The sequence below is a fragment of the Xanthomonas sp. WCS2018Noco2-27 genome (assembly GCF_031843525.1).
GTDB lineage: Bacteria > Pseudomonadota > Gammaproteobacteria > Xanthomonadales > Xanthomonadaceae > Xanthomonas.
Genome location: NZ_JAVTIK010000024.1, coordinates 1 through 22,311, shown reverse-complemented (window position 1 = coordinate 22,311; position 22,311 = coordinate 1). Strand labels below are relative to the sequence as shown.

General features: G+C 64.6%; 14 protein-coding genes, 1 other RNA gene, 1 pseudogene and 1 riboswitch. Of the genes and pseudogenes, 9 read left to right on the top strand and 7 right to left on the bottom strand.

Annotated elements, in window-relative coordinates; genetic code table 11:
- Positions 1-43: 43 nt before the first annotated feature.
- The 3 genes from RQH86_RS22675 to RQH86_RS22665 all read left to right on the top strand — a co-directional run bounded on the left by RQH86_RS22675 (position 44) and on the right by RQH86_RS22665 (position 3,022).
- Positions 44-119: non-coding RNA, sX9 sRNA (locus tag RQH86_RS22675), on the top strand.
- A gap of 235 nt (positions 120-354) precedes the next feature.
- Positions 355-1,212: a fumarylacetoacetate hydrolase family protein gene (locus tag RQH86_RS22670; RefSeq protein WP_115529282.1), complete on the top strand. Its 858-nt coding sequence runs from the start codon at positions 355-357 to the stop codon at positions 1,210-1,212.
- 487 nt (positions 1,213-1,699) lie between these two features.
- Positions 1,700-3,022 carry an L-fuconate dehydratase gene (locus tag RQH86_RS22665; RefSeq protein WP_115554956.1) on the top strand — a complete coding sequence of 441 codons (1,323 nt, stop codon included), beginning with the start codon at positions 1,700-1,702 and terminating at the stop codon, positions 3,020-3,022.
- Between the two features lie 321 nt (positions 3,023-3,343).
- Here the strand turns inward: RQH86_RS22665 and RQH86_RS22660 are convergent.
- From RQH86_RS22660 to fucP, 3 genes and pseudogenes are all read right to left on the bottom strand, one after another.
- Positions 3,344-3,517: pseudogene (locus tag RQH86_RS22660) on the bottom strand (L-fucose mutarotase); the annotation flags it as partial.
- A 111-nt stretch (positions 3,518-3,628) separates the two neighbouring features.
- Positions 3,629-3,988: an L-fucose mutarotase gene (locus RQH86_RS22655; RefSeq protein WP_311240352.1), complete on the bottom strand. Its 360-nt coding sequence runs from the start codon at positions 3,986-3,988 to the stop codon at positions 3,629-3,631.
- Between the two features lie 2 nt (positions 3,989-3,990).
- A complete protein-coding gene (gene fucP / locus RQH86_RS22650) occupies positions 3,991-5,292 on the bottom strand; it encodes an L-fucose:H+ symporter permease (RefSeq protein ID WP_311240351.1) in 1,302 nt (433 codons plus the stop codon).
- A gap of 179 nt (positions 5,293-5,471) precedes the next feature.
- Here fucP and RQH86_RS22645 point away from each other — a divergent pair, with 179 nt between their 5' ends.
- From RQH86_RS22645 to RQH86_RS22630, 4 genes are all read left to right on the top strand, one after another.
- Positions 5,472-6,221: an IclR family transcriptional regulator gene (locus RQH86_RS22645; RefSeq protein ID WP_115514303.1), complete on the top strand. Its 750-nt coding sequence runs from the start codon at positions 5,472-5,474 to the stop codon at positions 6,219-6,221.
- A gap of 113 nt (positions 6,222-6,334) precedes the next feature.
- On the top strand, positions 6,335-7,462 hold the full coding sequence (locus tag RQH86_RS22640; RefSeq protein ID WP_311240359.1) for an AraC family transcriptional regulator: 1,128 nt from the start codon (positions 6,335-6,337) through the stop codon (positions 7,460-7,462).
- Between the two features lie 130 nt (positions 7,463-7,592).
- On the top strand, positions 7,593-9,062 hold the full coding sequence (locus RQH86_RS22635; RefSeq protein ID WP_311240358.1) for a S41 family peptidase: 1,470 nt from the start codon (positions 7,593-7,595) through the stop codon (positions 9,060-9,062).
- 164 nt (positions 9,063-9,226) lie between these two features.
- Positions 9,227-9,430: riboswitch (yybP-ykoY riboswitch) on the top strand.
- Positions 9,401-9,982, top strand: a complete 582-nt coding sequence (locus tag RQH86_RS22630) for a manganese efflux pump MntP family protein (protein WP_055846732.1) — start codon at positions 9,401-9,403, stop codon at positions 9,980-9,982. It overlaps the preceding riboswitch by 30 nt.
- A 239-nt stretch (positions 9,983-10,221) precedes the next feature.
- Here the strand turns inward: RQH86_RS22630 and RQH86_RS22625 are convergent, their stop codons facing one another.
- The 4 genes from RQH86_RS22625 to RQH86_RS22610 form a co-directional block, all read right to left on the bottom strand.
- Positions 10,222-10,431: a hypothetical protein gene (locus RQH86_RS22625; protein ID WP_311260743.1), complete on the bottom strand. Its 210-nt coding sequence runs from the start codon at positions 10,429-10,431 to the stop codon at positions 10,222-10,224.
- 514 nt (positions 10,432-10,945) lie between these two features.
- Entirely contained in the window at positions 10,946-14,395 is a 3,450-nt protein-coding gene (locus RQH86_RS22620; protein WP_311240634.1) for a PAS domain-containing hybrid sensor histidine kinase/response regulator, read from the bottom strand.
- A 615-nt stretch (positions 14,396-15,010) separates the two neighbouring features.
- Positions 15,011-17,410, bottom strand: coding sequence for an NdvB protein (locus tag RQH86_RS22615; protein WP_311240635.1), 2,400 nt, complete (start codon positions 17,408-17,410; stop codon positions 15,011-15,013).
- A gap of 2 nt (positions 17,411-17,412) precedes the next feature.
- Positions 17,413-18,795 (bottom strand): MFS transporter, encoded by a 1,383-nt coding sequence (locus RQH86_RS22610; RefSeq protein WP_311240636.1) that lies wholly within the window; start codon positions 18,793-18,795, stop codon positions 17,413-17,415.
- Between the two features lie 157 nt (positions 18,796-18,952).
- Here RQH86_RS22610 and RQH86_RS22605 point away from each other — a divergent pair, with 157 nt between their 5' ends.
- Positions 18,953-19,537, top strand: a complete 585-nt coding sequence (locus RQH86_RS22605; RefSeq protein ID WP_311240637.1) for a gluconokinase — start codon at positions 18,953-18,955, stop codon at positions 19,535-19,537.
- An 867-nt stretch (positions 19,538-20,404) separates the two neighbouring features.
- Positions 20,405-22,135 (top strand): PQQ-binding-like beta-propeller repeat protein, encoded by a 1,731-nt coding sequence (locus tag RQH86_RS22600; RefSeq protein ID WP_115514307.1) that lies wholly within the window; start codon positions 20,405-20,407, stop codon positions 22,133-22,135.
- Positions 22,136-22,311 lie beyond the last annotated feature (176 nt).

Here is a 22,311-nt window from a genome sequence, read left to right as displayed (position 1 = left end):
TGTGCTCACCGCCAGGCGGGCGCGGCCGGTGCTCGGAATCGGCATGTACCACCCGTACACTCCGGTTCCTCCGCGCCGTCCACACCCACCTGACGACTGCTCGCTACGTTTTGTTAGCCGCTCTAAACGCAGCCGACCATACTGCTGTGCAGCGGCCAGACCCATGGCCGCTCGCGATGATGTGTTAGCCGCACTGAAGACCGCTGACAACACGTCGCATCGCACGCCTGAGGCGGCCTGTTGCCAGCACGCATCACCGACATTCCTGTTCCGAGCGCGTCGTCCAGCTCCTGCTGAAACACCTTGCAACAGCTGGCTGCTCGCTCCGACTCCTCCCCTGCAAAGGAAGACTGCATGAAACTCGTACGTATTGGCGCCGAAGGCCACGAACGTCCCGGCGTGATCGACAACGAAGGCCGCATCCGCGACCTGAGCGGTGTCATCGACGATGTCGCCGGTGAGCACCTCACCAATGCCGGCCTGGAAAAACTGCGTGCAGTGGATCTGTCCACGTTGCCGCTGATCGAAGGCGAGCAGCGCTATGGCGCCGCGGTGGGCCGCATCGGCAAGTTCATCTGCGTGGGCTTGAACTACGCCGACCACGCCGCCGAATCGGGCATGGAAGTGCCCAAAATGCCGATTCTTTTCATGAAGGCCACCACCGCGGTGTGCGGCCCGAACGATACCGTCATCATCCCGCGCGGCTCGGTCAAGAGCGACTGGGAAGTGGAACTGGGCGTGGTGATCGGCGATATCGCACGCGATGTGTCGATGGACGACGCACTGAATCATGTCGCCGGCTATGCGGTGATCAACGACCTGTCCGAACGCGAGTTCCAGCTCGAGCATGGCGGCCAGTGGGTCAAGGGCAAGAGCGCCGACACCTTCGGCCCGATCGGCCCGTGGCTGGTCACACGCGATGAAGTGGCCGACCCGCAGAACCTGTCGATGTGGCTAGAGGTCAACGGCCATCGTTACCAGAACGGAAGCACCCGCACGATGGTGTTCGGCGTGGCCGAACTGGTCAGCCACATCAGCCGCTACATGACGCTGATGCCGGGCGATGTGATCAGCACCGGCACGCCGCCGGGCGTGGGCCTGGGCCAGAAGCCGCCGGTGTATCTGAAGCCGGGCGATCTGATGGAACTGGAGATCGAAGGATTGGGGCGTCAGCGTCAGCCGGTAGTGGCGCATCCGCGCGATGCGGCCTAAAGCTCCTTTTCCCTTTCCAGGATTTTGGTCGCATTGCGTGCCAAGTTCCGCTCAACGCACGTGGTAACGCCTCCGCACGACGCAACTTAAAACCCCTCTCCCCTCGGGAGAGGGGTTGGGATGAGGGTACGTAGCGACGTATCCGAACGATTCGTCGCGCTGTCGTGCGTTGTTGTTGGACGTGTTGCTAGACATGACGTGTCGGCACTTGTGTTGATCTTTCATGCGTATCTTTTTCTGGGTTGTAGCGGCGCGTTGAATGACCAAGCGCTGTAGCGCGTTGATATCGATGCGTCGTCAATCGTTTAGTGATTTTTTGTTGATCTGTGTTGCAAACGGATGTGTCACTGCAGCGCTTCAACACTTCCGGCGCTGCGCGTCCGTACCCTCACCACCTCTCCCGATGGGAGAGGGGCTCAAGCGTCCCTCTTCCCCACGCTCTTTTTCGCCCGTTTTCTATTTCCCGTTTCCATCGCCCAGGATCTCCATGAGCACCATCGTCGCCCTCGATACCCACGACGTCCGCTTCCCCACCTCGCGCGAGCTCGATGGGTCGGACGCGATGAATCCCGATCCCGATTACTCGGCCGCCTACGTCGTGCTGCGCACCGATGCGCCGGATGCACTGGCCGGTTACGGCCTGGTGTTCACCATCGGCCGCGGCAACGACGTGCAGACCGCCGCCGTGGCCGCGCTCGCCGAACACGTGGTCGGCCTGCGCGTGGAAGACGTCATCGCCGACCTGGGCGGCTTCGCGCGCCGGCTCACCAACGACTCGCAACTGCGTTGGCTGGGCCCGGAAAAAGGCGTGATGCACATGGCCATCGGCGCGGTGATCAACGCCGCCTGGGATCTGGCTGCGCGTGCCGCCAACAAGCCGCTGTGGCGCTATATCGCCGAACTCACACCCGAGCAGCTGGTCGACACCATCGACTTCCGCTACCTCACCGATGCGCTCACCCGCGATGAAGCGCTGGCCATGTTGCGCGCCGCGCAGCCGCAGCGCGCGCAGCGTACTGCGCAGTTGATCGAGCAAGGCTACCCGGCCTACACCACCTCGCCCGGCTGGCTTGGGTACTCCGACGAAAAACTGGTGCGCCTAGCCAAGGAAGCGGTGGCCGATGGCTTCCGCACCATCAAGCTCAAGGTCGGCGCCAACGTGCAGGACGACATCCGCCGCTGCCGCCTCGCGCGCGAAGCGATCGGCCCGGACATCGCGATGGCGGTGGATGCCAACCAGCGCTGGGACGTGGGCCCGGCGATCGACTGGATGCGCCAGCTGGCCGAATTCGACATCGCCTGGATCGAAGAACCCACCAGCCCGGATGATGTCCTTGGCCATGCGGCGATCCGCCAGGGCATCACCCCGGTGCCGGTGTCCACGGGCGAGCACACCCAGAACCGGGTGATGTTCAAGCAGTTGTTGCAAGCCGGCGCGGTGGATTTGATCCAGATCGATGCCGCGCGCGTCGGTGGCGTCAACGAAAACCTCGCCATCTTGCTGCTGGCCGCCAAGTTCAACGTGCGCGTGTTCCCGCATGCCGGCGGCGTCGGCCTGTGCGAGTTGGTGCAGCATCTGGCGATGGCCGACTTCGTCGCGATCACCGGCCAGATGGAAGACCGTGCGATCGAATTCGTCGACCATCTGCATCAGCACTTCCTGGACCCGGTGCGCATCCAACACGGCCGCTATCTTGCCCCACAGGTGCCCGGCTTCTCGGCAGAAATGCACGCGTCTTCGATTGCGGAATTCAGCTACCCGGATGGACGTTTCTGGGTGGAAGACCTGGCAGCCAATCGACAGGGCTGACCAGCGCCCTCATCCGCCCTTCGGGCACCTTCTCCCGCGTGCGGGAGAAGGGAAGCGTGAGCGGGCAACGACGCAGCAGAGATCACTGCGAGCAGCAAGATTCAGCCGCCGCGCCGCGCCATCGGCCGGGCCAAGCCAAGAGAAAGAGCAGTCATGACTGCGAGGGCGAGAACGGTAGCCTAGCCATGGCTACGAGCGGAAAAGTCGAGAACGCTAGCCTAGTTATGGCTGCGAGCGGAACATGCACGCTGCAGCCACTTCACCACCACCCTTCTCCCGCCTGCGGGAGAAGGTGCCCGTAGGGCGGATGAGGGATGCCACTCACCCTTGCGCCGCTACCGCCTCACTCAACGCAAAAATCCGCCCGGCCTCCCGCCACTTTTCCCCAGGCGCACTGCCCGGCAGCGGCTTCTGGAAGCGCCACATCAGCGCTTCTCTCGCCTGGATGCGCGGATCGGCCGCATCGCGCGCGGCCTTGGCGGCTGGATCGTAGTCAACGCTAGCCTAGTCATGGCTGCGAGCGGAACATGCACGCTGCAGCCACTTCACCGCCCCCTTCTCCCGCCTGCGGGAGAAGGTGCCCGTAGGGCGGATGAGGGATGCCACTCACCCTTGCGCCGCTACCGCCTCACTCAACGCAAAAATCCGCCCGGCTTCCCGCCACTTTTCCCCAGGCGCACTGCCCGGCAGCGGTTTCTGGAAGCGCCACATTAGGTCTTCCCACGCCTGGATGCGCGGATCGGCGGCATCGCGCGCGGCCTTGGCGGCTGGATCGTAATCGTCGCCCACCTCCATCAGCATCACCAACCGATCGCCGTTGCGAAAGATCTCCAGTTCAAGAATGCCGGCCTGCTGCAAGGAGGCCACCACTTCCGGCCACACCTCGGTGGGCTGATGCCAGCGCTCGTAGTCGGCGATCAACGCAGCATCGTCGTGCAGATCCAGTACATAGCAAAGACGCGGCATGCTCAGGCTCCGGCGATCACAGGCGTCACGCGACGTGCGCGCAATGCGAACAGCAAGATCACCGCAAAGCACACACCCGGCACCGCCATCGCCCAGTGAATGCCGGCCATGTCCGACACCGCGCCCATCACCGCCGTAAGCAGCGCTCCGCCGATGATCGACATCACCAGCAAGGAGGAGCCCAGCTTGCGTGCGTCGTCGTGCATGCCATCCAGGCCCAGCGCAAAGATGGTCGGGAACATCACCGACATGAACACGCTTGCCGCCACCAGCGCGTACAACCCGGTCCAGCCGGGCAGCGCGATAGCAACCGCGCACAACACCACATTGATCGTGGCAAAACTCGCCAGCAATTTCGCCGGTGCCAGATAGCGCAGCAATGCGGTGCCGACAAAGCGGCCGGCCATGAACAACACCAGCGAGATGGTCAGATACGTGGCCGCGGTCTTTTCCGGCGTGCCCGGCACGGCGTCCTGCAGGTAGCGGATCAGATAACTCCAGATGCCGACTTGCGCGCCTACGTAGAAGAACTGCGCCACCACCGAAAACATGAAGCGCCGGTTGCGCAACAATTCGCCGAAGCGTGCGCGTTTGGGCGCCACGCCGCTGTCGCTCTCCGGCGCGCCGGTGGGAAAACGCACCAGCGCGATCAGGATCGCCCACAGCACCACCACTGCGCCGATGATCAGATACGGCATCTGCACGGCCGAGGATTCGGCAGCGAAGAACGCCTCGCGCGCGGCCGGCGCCATCGCCGCCAGCTCGGCGGGCGTGTGCTCCACACCGGAGAAAATGAAATGCTGGCCGACCAACACGCCGGTGATCGACCCCAAGGGGTTGAACGCCTGCGCAAGATTCAGCCGCCGCGCCGCGCCATCGGCCGGCCCGAGCACGGTCACCAGTGGATTGGCCGTGGTTTCCAGAAACGCCAGGCCGCTGGCGATGACGAACAACGCCAGCAGGAACAGCCAGTAGGTGTGCACCTGCGCGGCCGGGTAAAACAGAAACGCCCCGCACGCATACAGCAGCAACCCGAGCACCACCGCGGCCTTGTAGCTGTAGCGACGCATGAACATCGCCGCCGGCATCGCGAAGACGAAATAGCCCATGTAGAAGGCGCTCTGCACCAACCCGGCCTGCAGGTCGCTCAGCTCGAACGCCTTCTTGAACTGCTTGATCAGGATGTCGTTGAGGTTGTTGGCCATGCCCCACAAAAAGAACAGGCTGACGATCAACAACAGGGGAACCATGGCGGTACGCGCCAGGTTGCCGCGCGGTGACGCGGCAATGTCACTGTGATGCATGCGACCGATCCCCTCCCAAGGCTGTGGCGCTTGCGTTGCAATGGCGCGAGCGTACTGCGCACGCCAACGCCATGCAAATATAAAATCTTTGTTTATATTTGCACACAAGCACCCACCCTGACCCCTGCCGGCGATGCCTGTACTCTGGCGCGCCGCACCTTGCCTGGAATTGCAAACGGATGAGCCCCGAACCCGCCAAGTACCGCGCGCCGGCCCTGGACAAGGGGCTGGATATCCTCGAGCTTCTTGCCCGCCAGGCGCAGCCGATGAGCATGGGCGCGATCTCGCAAGGCATCGGCCGCTCGCGCGGCGAGATCTTCCGCATGCTGCAGGTGCTGGAAGAACGCGGATATCTCACCCGCGATGGCGAAGGCGACTACGTGCTGACCAACCGCCTGTTCATGCTCGGCATGCAGCAGCCGCCGGTACAGAGCATCAGCGAGGCCGCATTGCCGGTGATGCGGCGGCTGGCCGATGCGATCTGCCAGCCCTGCCACCTGGTGGCGCCCTCGGGCGACCAGATCGTGGTGATCGCGCAGATGGATGTGCCCAGCGATCTGGGCCTGGTGGTGCGCCCGGGCCATCGCCGCCCGTTGACCCATTCCAGCTCCGGGCTGGTGCTGTTCGCCTTCCAGCAACCGGAGGTGCAGGCGCGCTGGCTGGACATGCTGGACGCCAGCGAGGTGCCGTTCGAGCGTGCGCAGTTCCTGGCCGCCGCCGCGCAGGCACGCAACGATGGCTACGCCATGCAACCCAGCGAAGCGGTGGTGGGCGTGGTCGATCTGACTGCGCCGATCCTGCAACGCGGCAGTGCGACCTACACGCTCACGGTGCCGTTCATCGCACGCCGCCCGGAACTGGTGGGCCCGCACGCGGCCTTGCAGGCGCTGTGTGCGGCCACGCAAGAGATTTCCAACGCGCTGCACTGACCTCAGGCAATCCACGCCGCCTGGCGCAGATGCGCAGGCGCGTTGCACAAGGCATCGCCCTATACTCGGCGCGGTCGACCACGCGGGATCGCATGTCCAGCCTCACGTTCGGGATGTGGAGCACCATCCTGCTGCTGGGCAGCGCGCATGGCGTGCTCGGCGCGGGCCTGTTGCTGCTGGCCCCAACCAACCGGATCGCCAACCGTTGCCTGGCCGCACTGCTGCTGGTGGTGGTGGCGCTGATGACGCCGTACACGCTGGGCTATGCCGGCGCCTACGATGCCTACCCTGATCTGACCTACGCGCCGCTGTTCTGGGAACTGGCGATCGGGCCACTGGTGTGGCTCTACGTGCGCCAACTGGCGCGCCGGCAGCTGCCGCGGCGCTGGGCGCTGCATCTGTTGCCAGCGCTGCTGCAAGGCGGCTATTACACCTGGCTGTTCACCTGGCCACTGCAACGCAAGTGGGACTGGAACGCCGCCGTCCACGTGCCCTGGGTCGCCCCGCTGCAAGATGCCTTGGTGCTGGCATCGCTGACTGCCTATCTGCTCCTGGCCTGGCGCGAGTATCTGGCCTATCAACGCTGGCTGGAACATCACAGCGGTGCACGCGAGGAGCTGCGCTTGCCGTGGCTGCGCGGTTTTCTGCTGGCCGCGTTCTTTCTGCTGGTGTTGCGGCTTGGCTTCACCGCCAGCGACCGGCTATGGAAGCCGCTGTCCTATTTCGACGAGTTTCCGCGCTACCTGGCCACCGCAGCGCTGGTCTATTACCTGGGGCTGGAAGGCTGGCGCCATGCCCGGCTGCACTACCCGCCGCGCGATACGCCGCTGATGCTGGAGACGCCGCCAGATCCGTCCAACCCGGCGGCAACGCTTGCCGCGCCACAGCCTGCGGCGGAAAAGGACTGGCAGGCGCTGGGGCAACGCGTGGCTGCCGAGGTCGCTGCGCACGGCTGGTGGCGCGAGCCGGACCTCAGCCTGCCCGAGCTGGCGCGCCGCGTGGGCACCAACAGCAACTATCTGTCGCGTGCGCTCAACGAAGGCCTGGGGCAGACCTTCAGCGCCTTCATCAACGCGCTGCGCATCGCCGCCGCCCAGCGCCTGCTGGCCGGCGATCAGGACATCCTCTCCATCGCGCTGGCGGTGGGGTTCGGTTCCAAGGCCAGCTTCAACCGGGTGTTTCGTGCGCACTTCGGCTGCACGCCCAGCGACTACCGGCGCGCGCAACGTCGCACATCCTGAAAATTTTTGGCAATTGGGCATTTGAGTCGCCCGCCACCGCGCAGCTGCCGATGCTGGCGACTCTTGCCCAGGAGCTGCCATGTCCCATCGCATCCGCCTTCTTTCAGTGTTGTTCGTGCTGCTCTGGCCGATCTGCGTCGCGTGGGCGGCCCCGCCCGCACCCGCGGTGACACGCAATAGCCCACTGCCCGGTCCCGCGCTGCTGGCCGATATCGATGTGCTGCAACAGGCCTATGGCGCACTGCATCCGGGCTTGTACCGCTACGCCACCGAGGCGCAGGTTGCGCAACGCTTCGGCGAGCTACGCTCCGAACTGGCCGATGGCGCTACGCTCGGCCAGGCCTACCTCGCCATCTCCCGCCTGACCGCCAGCGTGCGCTGCGGCCACAGCTTCCCCAATTTCGTCAATCAACCCGAGCCGATTCAGCAGGCTCTGTTCGTCGACGGCCGGCGCCTGCCGTTCCATTTTCGCTGGCTAGAGGGCCGCATGATCGTCAGCCGGAATGGCTCGGATCAGCCCGGCTTGCTGCCCGGCACCGAAGTGCTGTCCATCGATGGCATTGCCACCTCGCAGATTCTGGCGGCGTTGATGACAGTGGCGCGCGCCGATGGCAGCAACGACGCCAAGCGTATTGCCCAGATGGAGGTGCAGGGGTTTGCACAGATCGAGGCATTCGATGCGTATCTGCCGTTGCTGTTTCCGCAGATTTCCGCCAACCCGGTGCTGCAGGTCCGCGCGCCCGGCGCCACCGCTCCACGCGCGCTGCAGGTGCACGGCATCGACGCGGCGCAGCGTGATGCGATGGCGGCCAAACGTACGCGCGACAGCGCAGCGCCGGCATGGACGCTGACGATGGACTCAGCCGATCTGGCGGTTCTGCGCATGCCGGATTGGGCGCTGTATGAAAGCGCCTGGGATTGGCAGGCATTTCTGGCGCGCAGCTTCACGCGCCTGGCCGAGCGCAAGGTGCCTGCGTTGGTGATCGATCTGCGTGGCAACGAGGGCGGGCTGGACGTGGGCAGCGTGCTGCTGGGGTATCTGGCAGCAGGCGAAATCGCGGCGGCGCCGATGCGCAACCTGGTGCGCTATCGGCGCATGCCCGATGCGTTGGCGGCCTACGTCACCACCTGGGATCGCGGCTTCCGCGACTGGGGCACGCGCGCGGTTGCCTACGACACGCGGTTCTACACGCTCACTGCGCAAACCGGCAGCGCTGCGCAGCGCTACCTGCCATTGCGTACGCCGCACTTCACTGGTCGGGTGTTTGTGCTGATCGACGCCGAAAACAGCTCGGCCACTTTCGCGTTTGCGCAGCAACTACAGCGCAACGGCTTGGGCACGCTGGTCGGCCAGCCCACCGGCGGCAATCTGCGCGGCATCAACGGCAGCGCGTTCTTCTTTTTGCACTTGCCCAACTCGCACATCGAGGTGGATCTGCCGCTGGTCGGTCAGTTTGCAACCAGCGCGCAACCCGATCGCGGCGTGCTGCCGGACGTGCCGGTGCAGATCACCGTGCAGGATCTGCAGGCCGGCCGGGATGTGGAAATGGCCACCGTGCGTGCCCTGCTGGGTGGCCAGCAAGCGCGGCCGACACACTGACAGCGCAACCACCGGGCCGTGGGCTCGCCCGTGGTTTCCCGGCCGTTCTACTGCGGCTGCAACCCCACGGATGGCCGCTGCATAGCCACGGCTATAAAGATCAGACCGACCTTCGCGTGCAGGCAAAACGCCCGAAAGCGGGATTTGCGTTGTTACACTGCGCGCCCCTTGGGGAGTAGCCTGCTTTCGTTTATCGAAAGCGCTTGCATCAACATACTCGGCCGTTGCGCCGTGGTGCAGGCAACCAATCGTGGTTTGGCGAGACCAGCGGCATGCGCGTACGACGACGGTTGGCGCGGGCGCATGCCGTTGTGACCGTGCCCAACCCGAGAGTGTCGATGTCTCCTTTTTCCATTGTGTTGATCGGTTTTGCGATGTCCACCGATGCGTTTGCCGCTGCGATCGGCAAGGGCGCGGCGATGCGCAAACCGCAGTGGCGCGATGCGTTACGCGCCGGATTGATCTTTGGGTGCATCGAAGCGATCACACCGGTGATCGGCTGGTTGCTGGGCCGCGCGGCGTCCAGCTATGTGTCCGCCTATGACCACTGGATCGCCTTCGTGCTGCTTGGTGCGCTGGGCACGCACATGATCGTGGCCGGCCTGCGTGCCGATCCTGACGATGCAGATGAGGCAGCCGATGCGCCGAAGAAAAACGGACTGCTTGCATTGGCCGCCACCGGCTTTGCCACCAGCATCGATGCGATGGCGGTGGGCGTCAGCCTGGCATTTTTGGATGTGCACATCGGCGTGGTGGCCGTAGTGGTCGGCCTGTGCACCTTCAGCATGGTCACCGCCGGCATCATGCTGGGCCGCGCACTGGGCGCGCTGATCGGCAAACGTGCCGAAATCCTGGGCGGCGCGATCCTGGTGATCGTCGGCAGCGTGATCCTGTACGAACACCTCAGCGGCGCGGCGTAAGCCCCTGCGCACAGGGAATCTTTCGACTGCCTGTTTTCTGTAGGAGCGCGTCTGAGTTCATCGCGACCATCGTGTGCGCACCTTTTGATGCGTAAGTTGCTCGCGTTCATCGCAGCCAGCCTAAGCGGCATCCTCATTGCCAGTTCTTCGTAGGAGCGTGCCTGCGCGCGACGAGGCGTTATCGACAATACCCCGTCGCGCGCAGGCACGCTCCTACTCTGCATTCGGGTGGCTACCCGTCAGCGCTTTTTCGCGTCGTGGAGCGCGCTCAAAAATGCACGCAGCGAGGCGAGCTTTACCGGCTTGGTAAGCAAGCGATAGCCGCGCACGTGCAAGCTGTTTGAGTTCGTCGCGACCAGCGTAAGCGCCATCCTCATTGCAAGTGCTTCGTAGGAGCGTGCCTGCGCGCGATGAAGCGTTATCGGCAATGCCCCGTCGCGCGCAGGCACGCTCCTACGCTGCATTCGGGTGGCTACTCCTCAGCGCTTTTTCGCGTCGTGGAGCGCGCTTAGGAATGCACGCAGCGAGGCGGGTTTTACCGGTTTGGTGAGCAAGCGGTAGCCGCGCGCACGTGCAAGTTGTTTGAGTTCGTCACGACCAGCGCAAGTGCCCTCGTCATTGCCAGTCGTTCGTAGGAGCGTGCCCGCGCGCGACGGAGCGTTATCGGCAATGCCCAGTCGCGCGCAGGCACGCTCCTACGCTGCATTCGGGTGGCTACCCCTCAGCGCTTTTTCGCGTCGTGGAGCGCGCTTAGGAATGCACGCAGCGAGGCGGGTTTTACCGGTTTGGTGAGCAAGCGGTAGCCGCGCGCACGTGCAAGTTGTTTGAGTTCGTCGCGACCAGCGTAAGCGCCATCTTCATTGCAAGTGCTTCGTAGGAGCGTGCCTGCGCGCGACGAGGCGTTATCGACAATCCCCCGTCGCGCGCAGGCACGCTCCTACGCTGCATTCGGGTGGCTACTCCTCAGCGCTTTTTCGCGTCGTGGAGCGCGCTCAAGAATGCACGCAGCGAGGCGGGCTTTACCGGTTTGGTGAGCAAGCGGTAGCCGCGCGCACGTGCAAGTTGTTTGAGTTCGTCGCGACCGTCGGCAGTCAGTAGCGCGCCAGCGATCGGCGCAGTCGCGGCGGCCTGCACCGCATCCAGCGTGTCCAGTCCATCCAGACGGTCGTGCAGGTGATAGTCCACCAACATCACATCCGGTTGCTCGCGCGCACAGTCCAGCGCCTGATCCACGGTGCTGGCAGTGATCACCTCCACCTGCCAGCGGCCAAGCAGCGCGCGCATGCCATCAAGAATCTCGCGGTCGTTGTCCACGCACAGCACGCGCAATCCGGCCAACGAATCGCCGCTGGGCAAGGTGCGCGTGGCGGGCACCGGCACCAGCGGCGCCACCGGCACCGGCGCCACGCGCGGCAACAGGATCGAGAACATGCTGCCGCGGCCGACTTGACTGCGCGCACTCAGATCGTGATCAAGCAGGCGCGAGATGCGTTGGCAGATGGACAACCCCAATCCCAAGCCCTGCTCGCCCCAATCGAAGGGCTGCTGATAGCGGCGAAACTCTTCAAAGATCTGCCGCATGTGGTGCTCGGGAATGCCGGGACCGGTGTCCCACACCTGCAGTTCCACCTGTTCGCCACGCCCGCGCATGCCCAGCACGATACGGCCCTGGCGCGTGTAGCGCAGCGCATTGGCCAGGAAGTTCTGCATCACCCGGCGCAGCAGGCGGCGGTCGCTGCGCACCCAGATCGGCCGGCTATGCACCTGCAGGCGCAGGCCGCGGCTGGATGCCACCGGCGCGTATTGCGCGGCCAACTCGTGCATCAATGCGCTGGCATCGAAGTCTTCGACCGTGGGGCGCAGCCCGCCGGCATCCAGACGCGACACGTCGAGCAGACCGTCGAGCAATTCTTCGGCCGCACGCAACGACGCATCCACACGCTCGGCCAGATGGCGTTGTTCTTCGTTGTTCTGATGGCTCTCGCGCAATGCGGAGGCGAACAGCCGCGCGGCATTGAGCGGCTGCAACACGTCGTGGCTGATCGCCGCCAGAAAGCGGGTTTTGGACTGCTGCGCCAGCTCGGCTTCGCGCGAGCGATCGGCCACACGTTGCTCCAGGTTTTCGTTGGCGTCCAGCAGCGCGCGCTCGGCGCGTTTGTAGTCGGTGATGTCGTTGTAGCTGGTGACATAGCCGCCGCCGGGCAGCGCCTGGCCGCGCATTTCGATCACCTTGCCGTCGCTGCGGGTGCGCTCGAACACATGCGGCGAGCCGGCACGCATGTGGCGGATGCGGCGATCGATCTGGTCTTCGATATCGCCTTCGCCCAGCTCGCCGCGTTCGGCGTTGTAGCGGATCAGATCGGCAACCGGGCGGCCGACATACAGCATGCCATCCGGGTAACCGAACAACTGCTGATAACGCCGATTCCATGCGGTGAGGCGCATCTCCGGGTCGACCACGCTGACCGCAGCGCTGATGTTTTCCAGCGTGGTGGACAGGATCTCGCGATTGAAGCGCAGTTCCTGGCCGGCCTCGTCCAGCACCGCCACCACTTCGCCCAGTTCCATGCCCGAACCGCGCAACAAGCTGGTCAACACCAGCCGCGCCGACGCCGCGCCGATGGAAGCTGCCAGCAAGCGCTCGGTGAACTGCACCCAGGCGCGGTCGGCCACCACGGTCGGTTGCAGCTCGCGCTCCAGCAGCACCGCCTGGTCGACAAAGGCACGATGCGCGTGCCGCTCGCCCACCACGCGCTCGGCCAGCGCCTGCAGATCGGCCACGCGTACATGCCCGGGCCAGTCGCCGGCCACCGCCGGACGCTGCGCATACGGGTCCAGGAACGGTGCCGCACGCAGCCGCTCGTCCACGCCCGGGCGCCAGCGTGCCGACACCAGCATCATCGCGCCGACGTTGATCAGCAGCGACCAGAACGTGCCATGCGCCAGCGGGTCCCAGCCGCGCATGCCGAACAACTGCTGCGGCTGAAGCCAGCCGATACCGAACGGCCCGTCCACCAACCACTCCGGCTGCAGCCAGCCCGCACGCGTGGCGGCCGGCAGCAGCAGCGTGTAGATCCAGGTCATGAAGCCGAGCACCATGCCGGTTTCCACGCCCTTGCGGCTGGCCCCGCGCCAATACAGCCCGCCGATCACGCCCGGCGCAAACTGCGCCACCGCCGCAAACGCCATCAATCCGTAGGCCGCCAGTGTGGTGTCGTTGGCCACGCTGCGGTGATAGCCGTAGGCCACCAGCGCCAGCAGCAGGATGGCCACGCGGCGGATCCACAGCACGCGCGAAGCCACCGCGGCACGCGCATCCGCGCTGCCGCGGCGGCGTAGCAGCACCGGCATCACCAGATCGTTGCTGACCATGGTGGCCAAGGCGATGCTGGCCACGATCACCATGCCGGTGGCGGCCGAAAACCCGCCCACGTAGGCCACCAGCGCCAGCACCGTATTGCCCTGACTCAGCGGCAAGGCCAGCACCACCGCATCGTCCACTACCGCGCTGCCCTTGCCGAACAACGCGATGCCGGCCGAGGCGATCGGCACCACCATCGCCGAGATGATCACCAGGTACGCCCCGAACAACCAGCGCGCGCGCCGGATATCGCCGACATCGCTGCATTCGACTACCGCCACATGGAATTGCCGCGGCAGGCAGATCACCGCCAGAAAACTCAGCAGCGTCTGCGAGATGAATCCCACCGACGGCGTGTGTTCGAACAAGGTGCGCGCCGAATCGGCGATGTGCAGTTGGTGATCGCTCAGCCACATCCACGCAAACAGCCCAACCGCCACGATGGCGATCAGCTTGATCACCGACTCCAGCGCGATGGCCAGCATCATGCCGTGATGGTGTTCGGTGGCATCCACCTGGCGGGTGCCGAACAAGGTGGCGAACAAGGCCATCAGCAGCGCCACATACAACGCCGGATCGGCAAAGATGCCGCGACCCGCGCTGCTATGCCCGGTCAGCACCTCCAGGCTCATCGCCACCGCTTTGTACTGCAGCGCCAGATACGGAACGATGCCGACCAGCGCGATCACCGCCACCAACGCGGCCAGCCGCCGCGAGCGGCCGTAGCGCGAGGAAATGAAATCGGCGATGGACACGGTGTTTTCGGAGCGTGCGATCAGCGCCAGCCGCTCGATGATGCGCCAGCCGAACAGCAACAACAGCAACGGGCCGAGATAGATCGGCAGATAGCCGATACCGTTGCGCACCGCCGAGCCCACCGCGCCGTAGAACGTCCACGACGAGCAGTACACCGCCAGTGCCAGGCTGTAGACCGCCGGCCGCAGCCACGGCCGCTCCGGATACATCGGCCGACGATCGCCCCACCACGCCACCCCGAACAGCAGCGCGGCGTAACCCAGCGAGACCAGCAGCAATATCCAGCTCGAGACCAATGGGTGTCCTAGGCGGCGCGATGCGAGCCTGGGAGTTTACGCAGTGGGGAACAGCGCGTGGGCGACGGAACGCTGCCGGCGGCAGATTGGGCAGCGGGGTGCTGCGCGTGGACGGCTGGAGGAGGTGGGGATGACGTGGCTGCCCCCATCCGCCCTTCGGGCACCTTCCCCCGCAGGCGGGGGAAGGAGGCGTAGCGGATGATAACGGAAGGCCGGCTGCTGGCTTTACTGGCTGTTGGCTGTTGGCTGTTGGCTGTTGGCTTCTGGCTTCTGGCTTCTGGCTTCTGGCTGTTGGCTGTTGGCTGTTGGCTGTTGGTTTTGGGTTTTGGGTTTTGGGTTTTGGGCTTACCGCTTACCGCTTACCGCTTACCGCTTACGGCTTACGGCTTACGGCTTCTAGATCCTGGATCTGGCTTTGAGCGTTAGCTTTGGCGTTAGCTTTGGCTTTGGCTTTGGATCTAGCTCCAGCTCCAGCTCCAGCTCCAGCTCTAGCTCTAGCTCTAGCTCTAGCAACGACAACCTAAAAACTGCCGGCAACCTCCCCTCTCCCCCCTGGGGGAGAGGGTGCCCGAAGGGCGGGTGAGGGCCGCTGGCAGAGCAAGCCACAGACACCCCTCAGCCCGGCAGACGCACGCGCACCTGATACGTGCGGCCGGCTACGATGTTGTGAACCCGTTGATCCGGGCAGACCTCGCCATCCACCAGCACCTCGCTGTCGCGACGACCCGCCTCGCGCGTCAACACGACCTCGAACTGCGCGCCACGAAATTGCCGCGTCACCTGCGCATGCGGCCAGTGCGACGGCAGCTGCGGGCGGATCGCCAACGCGTCGCCCTCGCCGACCAGACCGAACAAACCTTCCAGCACGCAGCGATACACCCACGCCACCGTGCCGGTGTTGAACAACTGGCTCGATCGCCCTGCGGTGCGCGGGTACTGATGCCACGCGCCACGGTAGTAGTTGGGCAGCGACACCGGCAGATGACCGCGCTGCAGCACGTCTTCGCGGGTCGGGCCCGGCAGCATCGCGCGCAGGATCTCCCAGGCGCGGTCGGCCTCACCAATCTGGTACAGGCTGTACAGATAGAACGCCACCGCATGGTTGTAGACCGCACCGTTCTCCGCCGCGCCCGGCCATTTCTGGGTAAGGCGACCCACGTCGTCGCGCATGTGGGTATAGGCCGGTGCCAGCATCACCGGGCCATACGGCGTGTGCAGTTGCTCGCGCACCGCCTCCAGCAGTGCCGTGCGTTGCTGCTCATCGGCGGTGCCGGCCAACAGCGCAAAACTCTGCGGGTTGAGATAGATGCGCCCCTCCACATCGTCGGCAATGCCGAAGCGCACGCCGTCGTCGGTGATGCCGCGCGCATACCAGTTGCCGTCCCACAACTCACGGTTTGCGTCGGCGTTTACCCTGCCCACTGCCTGGCCGAATGTCTGGGCCTGCGCGGTGCGTCCATGCGCGGCGCAGATGTCCGACCACAGTCGCAGCGCATACGCGGTCGCCACGGTGAGCCAGCCGGAGACGCCCTTGCCGCGCCAGCCGACCATGTTCATGGGGTCGTTCCAATCGCCCTGGGCGATGAAACTCAGGCCGCGCGCATCGCGCGCATCCAGCAACCACTGCATCGCCGCATCCAATCGCTCGGCCACGCTCAGCGCCTGGCCATCGTGCGTGCGCACCACCGCCTCCAGCACGCTGGCATCGTTGGTTTCGGCCAGATACGCACTCAGGAAGATCGGCAACCACACGCAATGGTCGGTATGCGGCACCTGGTTGATGTATTTCAGCTCAGCGCCTTCCACCAGCAGAATGCCGTCCGGCATCGCGCCGCTGGGTTCCTGCTGTGACAAGGCATGCAGCAGCGCCGCACGCGCGGTCGCCGGCTGCAGATAGGCCATGCCCATGTGGTCTTGCAGATAGTTACGCGTCTGCGGATCGGTGGTCAGGCGGTTGACATCGCCGTGATAGAACACCTGCCGCGGCAACCAATGATTGACCAGGTTATCCAGCGCCCCATCGGGTGTGGCGATCTGCATGCAACCATGGCCGGCTTGTAGATACTGCGCGTAGGCGCGTGCCGCCTCGGCAAAGCCTTCCTGCGAAAGATAGCGCGCGCGCAGCGCGGCGATTTCTGCATCGTCCTTGGCCGGCCCGAATGCAAAGCGGTACACGCTGGCCGCGTCGGCTTGCAGACTCAGGCGATATTGCAGCGCGGCGGCCGGCGTTTCGTAATGCGCCTCGCTGTTGCCCAGCTGCTCGGCCTGGATGGCAGAAGGCGCATGCAACCCACCCTCGCCTTCGAACGCCAGTTGCTGCGCCTCCCACGCCACCGGCGCTTGCTCGTGCAGCAGGAAGGTGCAGTCCTTGAAATCGCGCTGACGAAAATAATCGTCCACTTTCTGGTACGGCGCCACGCTGCGGCAGACGATGCCACCCAGCGCAGGCTCGTAGCCGCCGGATTGATGCATCCACGACATGTAACCGACCGGGAAATACGCGTACAGGCTCAGCCGCCGCGCGCGCCCGGAGGCGTTATGCACGCGGCATTCCCACAGCTCCACCGCATCGTCGGTGGGCAAAGCCACGCACAGCTCCACCACGATGTCGTCATGCTGCACGCGCCAACGCACATCGTGCTTGCCGGCAGAGAATTCGAAGGCCTGCGGTTGCGCGCGCACCGGCTCGTGCGGTACCGAATACAGCGCGCCGCTGTCTTCGTCCTTGAGATAGAAAAAACGCCCGGGGTGATGCGCGTAATACGGCTGCTCGGGCATCATGAAATTGCGCGCTTCCAGCATTGGTGCGTGCGCGTACTTGGATGGCTCCGGCTGCATGAACTGGCCGGTGGCATAGCCACGGCAGGTGAGCTGCAACATCATGCGGCGGTTCCACAAAAAGCCGCCGGCATTGGGCATGGCGGTCGGGCTGTAGAGCGCGTAGCGCATGCCATCGGCGCTGGGCGCCATCAAGGTGGACAGTGGGTCGGACGCAGCGGTGGGCGTTGCAGACACGGTCAGGGGTGCTCCGGTTCGTCGCGCTTGCGCGCGGCCAGTTCGTGCTGGATCCGGCTCAGCAAGCCGTCGTCCAGCGGATAGAAACGCATGGTCCAGGCAGCCAGCAGCGCGACCACCCCAGGGATCACAGTCAGCAGCAGCACGATACCGGTCAACGACCCGGTGGACTGCGCACTGTTGGCCACATAGCCCATCCCGGCCAGCACCCACGCGATGCCGGCCGAGGCCAGCGCGCCGCCAAGCTTTTGCGAAAACGTCGCCGCCGCAAACGTCATCGCCGTCGCGCGCCGACCAGTGCGCCATTCGGTGTAGTCGGCGCTGTCGGCATACATCGAAAACGCCAACGGCGACTTCGGCCCCAGGGCCAGGCCGATCAACATGTTCAACGCGAAGATCGCCCATACCGCATCGGCAGGCACGAAGAACATCGCACAACTCAACACACCGACGATCACCATCAGCCCGCACATCAGCTGGCGCTTGTCCCAATGCCGCGTCAGCAATGGGGTGATGGCTGCACCTACGCCCAAGGCCACCGAATAACTGCCTAGGAACAAGCCGACCAGATCCGGGCGTTGCACGTAGTACTTGAGGTAGTACACGCCTGCACCACCGCGCATGGTGATCGTGATCATGATGATCAACGACAGCACGAACAACACACACCACGGTTTGTTCTGCAGCAGATCGGCGATGTCGCGCCGGATCGGTGTGCGTTGTTGCGGGGGCGGTTGCACGCGCTCGCGCGTGGTCAATGCCACGGTGACAAACAACACCAGCGCCACTGCGCCGTACAGCATCATCGTGCGCTGCCAGCCCAGCGCATCGTTGCCGCCGCCGAACCAGCGCACCAGATCCATCGTGAAGTAATTGACCAACGTGGTGCCTGCAAATGCACCGATGAAACGCAGACTGATCAGCCCGGTACGCTGCTGGCTGTCGGCGGTGATCACGCCCGACAAGGCCGAGTACGGAATGCTCACCACGGTGTAGGCCAGCATCATCACCAGGAAGGTCACCGTGGCCCACACCATGCGCCCGTTCTGATCCAGGTCCGGCGTGGTGTAGGCAAGCACGCCGGTCAGCGCCATTGGTATTGCGCCCCACAACAGATACGGGCGGAACTTGCCCCAGCGGCTGCGGGTGCGGTCGGCGATGGCGCCCATTGCCGGGTCGGCAATCGCATCGGCGATCTTGGTCAACAGGATCATCGTGCCCACCGCTGCGGCCGGCAGATGCATGGTGTCGGTGTAGAAGATCAGCAGAAACGCCGAGATGTTGGCCCAATACAGATTCAGGCCCAGATCGCCGGCGCCGTAGCCCAGCTTTTCGCGCCAGCGCAGGCGCGCCGATGCAGGAGACGGTACGGGTGTTGACGTCATCGACAGACCTTCGGATGCGTTGTACCCGGCCGGGCACGCCGTTACGCTGGGTGCCCGCTCACCTGGCAAGGAGCGCCGACGCTACACCACGCATCGGCTGCCGCCAACGTGAAATCGGCTCAAATGCCGAATCGATCCGGAGATATAACCTGACGTGATGGACACCGCCGTACCTGCCACGCCCGCGTCCGCTTCGCCCATGGCCATCGTTGTGATGGGCGTCTCGGGCAGCGGCAAGACCACCATCGCGCAGGCGCTCGCCGCGCATTACCGCTTCCGCTTTCTGGATGCCGACGACTATCACAGCGTGGCTGCGCGCGCGCAGATGGCAGCCGGCCAACCGCTGACAGATGCCATGCGTCTGCCGTGGGTGGAGCTGCTGGCCGCCACCTTGCGCGACTGCGTGCATGCCGGCGAATCGGTCGTGCTGGCATTTTCCGGATTGCGCGGCACGCACCGCCAATTGCTGCGCGGCAGCGGCGTACCGATGCGCTTTGTGTTCCTGCATGCGGCGCCGCATGTGATTGCCGCACGCCTGAGCACACGCGCCGGCCACTTCATGCCGCCCAGCCTGCTCGACAGCCAGCTGCAGACGCTGGAGCTGCCGTTGGACGAGGCAGATGTGGTGTCGGTCGATGTGGACGCGACCGTGCCGGAAGTGGTGCGCGATGCGATCGCGCAGTTGGCGCTGAGCGCGTCTGCTGCAGTGCACACAGCCGCGCACTCGCCTCAACGCGCGTAACGCGCCGAGCTCACCGCTGGCCAAGCCCACCACTGAGCATGCGCTCGATCGTTCCTTCTGCCATCGGGAGAAGGTGGCGCGAAGTGCCGTATGCCGGTGCGCGCAAAGCGTCGCGCGGTTGGGATACATCAGGGCTTCGCTTCGTACCCTCACCCCAACCCCTCTCCCGCGGGGAGAGGGGCTTTTGATCGTTCCTTCCCCATCGGAAGAAAGTGGCGCGAAGCACCGTATGCCGGTGCGCACAAAGCCCCGTGCGGTTGGGATACAACAGGGCTACGCCTCGTACCCTCACCCCAACCCCTCTCCCACGGGGAGAGGGGCTTTCGATCGTTCCTTCCCCATCGGAAGAAGGTGGCGAGAAGCGCCGTATGCCGGTGCACGCAAAGCACCGCGCGGTTGGGATACATCAGGGCTACGCTTCGTACCCTCACCCCAAGCCCTCTCCCGCGGGGAGAGGGCTTTGTCGTCGTGTAGCTGATTGGTTGGCTCGCCCATCGAGGGTCAGTGACGCGCCACGCTGGGGCGCGCGGGCAGCGCCTCATCCGACGGCGACCCACCGTACAAGGTGGCGCAAAATTTCCTGGTTACCTTTTGCAAACCCATGAATTACTGACGAATTCGCTGCTGCAGCGCTGAATCATTTTTTCTATCGTACTGGAGCGAAATAGTGATGAATCATCACTATTTGTGCGATTAGCGCACGTGCTGAACGCAATATTTTCGACTTGGTATCACCAGATGCAGACGGACCCGACCGTTGCGTGAATGCAACGGCGTACGCGTGTTGCACGGGCACCGCAATCGGCGATCTTCACCACGCAGATCCGGGGGGATCCAGCGCTTCCTTCCATTAATGGACATGCCGTGATGACCAACTCCAATCGCCGCTTGCGGTTACGCAGTTTGACGCTCATTCCCTGCCTGCTCGCCAGCGCAGTGGCTTTCGCCCAGCCCGGCTCCGCCACCGCACAACAGCCGGTGTCTGCGCTGGACACCCAGGCCTTCGCGCGCTCCGGCCAGGTGTGGAGCGCCTTCGGCAGCAACCTCCCGTTCGCGAGCCCCACCAGCTGGACCACCGCCGGTGGCGGTTACTTCAACGCGCGCTTCGCGCCGGGTGAGTGGAAGATCAATCGCACCACCGTCAAGGGCCTCAAGCCGGCCTGGACCCTGACCACCACCGGCGACATCTCGGCCACGCCGAGCGTCGAAGGCGGCACCCTCTACGTGCCCGACTGGGGCGGCACTCTGTATAGCGTCGACACCCAGACCGGCAAGCCGAACTGGCAGGCCAAGCTGTCCGACTACACCGGCAACGCCGCCTCGGTGACGCGCAATACCCCGGCCATCACCGCCAAGAGCATCATCGTCGGCGACCAGGCTGCCGGCACCGTGATGGCGATCGACAAGAAGACCGGCAAGCTGTTGTGGAAGACCACCGCCGAAGCCAACCCGCAGGCGCGCATCACCTCCTCGCCGGTGATCTACGGCAACCGCATCTACGTCGGCATCTCCTCGGGCGACTGGGGCAATCTGGCGCCCAACCACACCTTCAGCTTCCGCGGCAGCGTCGTGGCGCTGGATCTGAACACCGGCAAGAAGCTGTGGCAGTTCTACAACGTGCCTGAGGGTTACACCGGCGCCTCGGTGTGGGGCCAGGTGGCGATCGACCCAATCAGCAAGCGTCTGTATTTCGGCACCGGCAACAACTACAACATCCCCGAGGGCGTGGGCAATTGCGTCTCCAATGCACGCTCCTATCTGGGCAGCGACCTCACCGTGCAGGACGAGCTGAACTGCATGGCACCGGATAACTATGTCGACTCGGTGATCGCGCTGAATCTGGACACAGGCAAGCTGGCCTGGGCCAATCGTGCACAGGGCTACGATGCCTGGAACCTGTCGTGCATCATCGCGCCTACCAACGGTCTGTGCCCGAATACGCAAGCCACCAACCTGACCGGCCCCGATTACGATTTCGGCGGAGCTGGCGTCAACCTGTTCACCGTGTGGCGCGACGGCAAGCCGCAGCAGTTAGTCGGTGCCGGGCAGAAGAGCGGTATCTACTGGGCCTTCAACGCCAAGACCGGCGCCAAGGTATGGTCGACCCAGGTCGGCCCCGGCGGCACCACCGGCGGCGTCGAGTGGGGCACCGCGTTCGACCCGTACAAGTCGCAGATCTATGTGGCCATCAACAACAACAACAACACCACCTACACCCTGGGACCGGACAACACCGTCAGCCACAACGGCGGCTCGTGGGCGGCGCTGGATGCGGCTACCGGCAAGATCAAGTGGCAGGTCAAGGTGCCGGGTATCAACCGCGTCAACCCGACCGTACCGGCCGGCGGCCAGGGCTCGCTGACGGTGTCGCCGAACCTGCTGTACGCCGGTTCGATGGCCGGCAACATGGTCGCCCTCGACACCGACACTGGCGCCACGCTGTGGAACTACGACGCCACCGGCTCGGTGCTCAGCTCGCCGGCCGTGGTCAATGGTGCGCTGTACTGGGGCGCCGGCTACGGCCGCTTCAACTTCGGCACCGCCGCGACCAGCAATCAGCTGATCAAGTTCGTGCCGGAGGGCGGTGCGGCCAAGTAATCGGCTAGCACGTGCTCTGCGTTGCGTGATGCGCAGTGAAAGCAAAACAACGACGCCACCTTCGGGTGGCGTCGTTGTGTGTGGGGCTGGTAGATAGCGCAGCGCGGTGGGTTGATTGGCGTGTGTGGTGTTTGCCTTTGCTGTTTGCCTTTGCTGTTTGCCTTTGCTGTTTGCCT

Coding starts and splice junctions, on each gene's coding strand:
- RQH86_RS22605 (WP_311240637.1), top strand. CDS start 18,953: ATGGACACCGCCGTACCTGCCACGCCCGCGTCCGCTTCGCCCATGGCC.
- RQH86_RS22655 (WP_311240352.1), bottom strand. CDS start 3,988: ATGCCGCGTCTTTGCTATGTACTGGATCTGCACGACGATGCTGCGTTG.
- RQH86_RS22630 (WP_055846732.1), top strand. CDS start 9,401: ATGTCTCCTTTTTCCATTGTGTTGATCGGTTTTGCGATGTCCACCGAT.
- RQH86_RS22600 (WP_115514307.1), top strand. CDS start 20,405: ATGACCAACTCCAATCGCCGCTTGCGGTTACGCAGTTTGACGCTCATT.
- RQH86_RS22640 (WP_311240359.1), top strand. CDS start 6,335: ATGTGGAGCACCATCCTGCTGCTGGGCAGCGCGCATGGCGTGCTCGGC.
- RQH86_RS22665 (WP_115554956.1), top strand. CDS start 1,700: ATGAGCACCATCGTCGCCCTCGATACCCACGACGTCCGCTTCCCCACC.
- fucP (WP_311240351.1), bottom strand. CDS start 5,292: ATGCATCACAGTGACATTGCCGCGTCACCGCGCGGCAACCTGGCGCGT.
- RQH86_RS22645 (WP_115514303.1), top strand. CDS start 5,472: ATGAGCCCCGAACCCGCCAAGTACCGCGCGCCGGCCCTGGACAAGGGG.
- RQH86_RS22610 (WP_311240636.1), bottom strand. CDS start 18,795: ATGACGTCAACACCCGTACCGTCTCCTGCATCGGCGCGCCTGCGCTGG.
- RQH86_RS22670 (WP_115529282.1), top strand. CDS start 355: ATGAAACTCGTACGTATTGGCGCCGAAGGCCACGAACGTCCCGGCGTG.